Source organism: Nitrospira sp. BLG_2, assembly GCF_049222245.1.
The window spans coordinates 1-2,032 of sequence record NZ_JBLYIG010000454.1 but is presented as its reverse complement, the minus strand read 5'-3'; the positions used below and the strand labels follow the sequence as shown (position 1 = coordinate 2,032).

Annotated in this window: 4 protein-coding genes; 1 reads left to right on the top strand and 3 read right to left on the bottom strand. The window is 52.2% G+C overall.

From position 1 onward, the window contains the following. Nucleotides 1-60: 60 nt before the first annotated feature. Entirely contained in the window at nt 61-300 is a 240-nt protein-coding gene (locus ACOSYY_RS12365; protein ID WP_421662740.1) for a type II toxin-antitoxin system RelE family toxin, read from the top strand. Between the two features lie 67 nt (nt 301-367). Here ACOSYY_RS12365 and ACOSYY_RS12360 read toward each other — a convergent pair whose 3' ends face one another. The 3 genes from ACOSYY_RS12360 to ACOSYY_RS12350 form a co-directional block, all read right to left on the bottom strand. Next, on the bottom strand, nt 368-718 hold the full coding sequence (locus ACOSYY_RS12360; RefSeq protein WP_421662738.1) for a hypothetical protein: 351 nt from the start codon (nt 716-718) through the stop codon (nt 368-370). 701 nt (nt 719-1,419) lie between these two features. Continuing rightward, nucleotides 1,420-1,722: a HigA family addiction module antitoxin gene (locus ACOSYY_RS12355; protein ID WP_421662736.1), complete on the bottom strand. Its 303-nt coding sequence runs from the start codon at nt 1,720-1,722 to the stop codon at nt 1,420-1,422. A gap of 8 nt (nt 1,723-1,730) precedes the next feature. After that, on the bottom strand, nt 1,731-2,009 hold the full coding sequence (locus tag ACOSYY_RS12350; protein ID WP_421662734.1) for a type II toxin-antitoxin system RelE/ParE family toxin: 279 nt from the start codon (nt 2,007-2,009) through the stop codon (nt 1,731-1,733). Nucleotides 2,010-2,032 lie beyond the last annotated feature (23 nt).

Below are 2,032 nucleotides of genomic sequence, written 5' to 3'. Positions count from 1 at the left end.
CCATATTTCTTTGTTTCATGACCAACATTTGCGTTGACCCGCGAGCAAAGGAGGCAGGACATGCCACTTTTGCAAAACCTTCACATCCGGATTACTGGAGCCATTGCGCCGCGATTGACTCGCACTCCGCACCAACACAGCACACTTCTTCGCAAGGCGTTGAGAAGCTACTGGAAGCTTCGCGTCGGGAATTATCGAGTTGTATATAAGATCGACGGAGAGGAAGTGTGGGTCCTGGGAATTCAGCATTGCAAGACAGTGTATGAGTATATCGTGCAGAGACTTGGCAGACCGCGCTAACCCCATCCGCGTACACGATTCAAGATACGGCACCATCCTCATCTCAACTGTATTTGTTTGTTAGGCGTCACATGATGTCTTCAGCATTGAGCAGGTATGAGCCGGGCTTGCGACATATACGCCACAACGAAACCGTTTCAGGCAAAGGGTGCCTCATCAAGGAGATATCCTCCTCGGATGCACGAAGACCGAAGATCACGTCAAAAATCTCCACCTGATCGACAAAGGTAAGCTTCTCATCGAAACTGAGCAGCCGATCTTCTTTTTCGTAGCTCCATTCTTTAGCCTTATGCCGCAACGCTTCAACAACACCAGCCCTGCCAACAGGTGGATCCAGAACTGGTAGCTCATCGTCGTACTGCACCGCGAGTCGTTCAACTCCACAGAGGTCATCTGGCAGTGAAATGCCGATCGCCACTCCACGATGGCAATCGGCATAATGCGACCACAGCAGATTGCTCCACCACTCTCGTGAGAGGCTGCATACGCGAGCCTGAGTAGCATCAAAACTTAGCAGTTGAGGCAGAAGCTGCTTGAGCCTCGCCGGATTCATGTGGTAATTGACGCCGGATCCACGGATAAACATCTGAGCTTCATGAGCATCATTAAGGTCTGTCCATGGCGCTAGGAAGAGCCTACGCCTGACCAGACAATCGATCGCGTATCGATCTAACGGCGTGAATTTGAAGAGTTTTGATCTGATGCTCATCGATTAACTTGGCTCTGTGACGTCTAACGTCCGGGGTGGTGCGGTAGCCGTTCAAAACCATTGCGACGGCGTGGCCGCGAAAAACTTGCCATCCATCCAATAGCGCGGCGGGCCTGCCGCAGTTTCCTAGCCACGGTCATCGGTCACCAACCGTCGTTAGGAGGACGCGAACCAGACCCCGAAGGCCAATGGGCCAGGGCTTCGAGCGAGTCGACACACTACCAGACAATACTTCTTCAGATTAATCCGCGTTTCTGCAGGTAATCTTTGTCGATACTGATGGTAGGTTTGGGAAGCTGGCCACAATCTTGAAGCAGCCGCTCGACATATTGCCAATGAGGTCTGCTTGGAAATTGACGGGATCATTCACTTGCTTGAGGCCCAACATCGTCACTTTTGGACATGCGCTCTCAGGCAACATGCTGCTGGATATGCCTCTCAATTTCTGGCCCAATCGTACGCTTGGCCACTCGCAGGTCAAACTCCCCCTTGAGTCCGATCCAGAGATCCGACGACGTTCCCAAATACCGACTGAGCCGAAGCGCGGTATCAGCTGTGATGGCGCGTTTTCCATTGACAATCGCGCTAATCCTTCCTGGCGACACATGGATCTCGCGGGCAAGCCGATTGATGCTGATGTCCATTGGCTTCATGAACTCTTCAAGCAAAATTTCCCCCGGATGTATTGGCTCTAACAACCGTTTGCGCGCCATATTGCACCTCAATGGTAGTCCACAATCTCAACATCACGGGCATCGCCCTGAGCCCACACAAAACAAATCCTCCACTGATCGTTAATTCGAATGCTGTACTGCCCCTTTCGATTTCCACGCAAGGCTTCCAAGCGGTTTCCTGGAGGAATGCGCAGATCTTCCAGCGATTTCGCGCGATGGAGCAGCAACAGCTTTCGTCTGGCGATCCTCTCAAATGCTCGAAAGCGCGGCACCTCTTCATCGGCGAACAACGACTCGGTCGCCTTTGATCGGAATGACTGTATCACCAGACGTCAGTCTATTCCGCTAC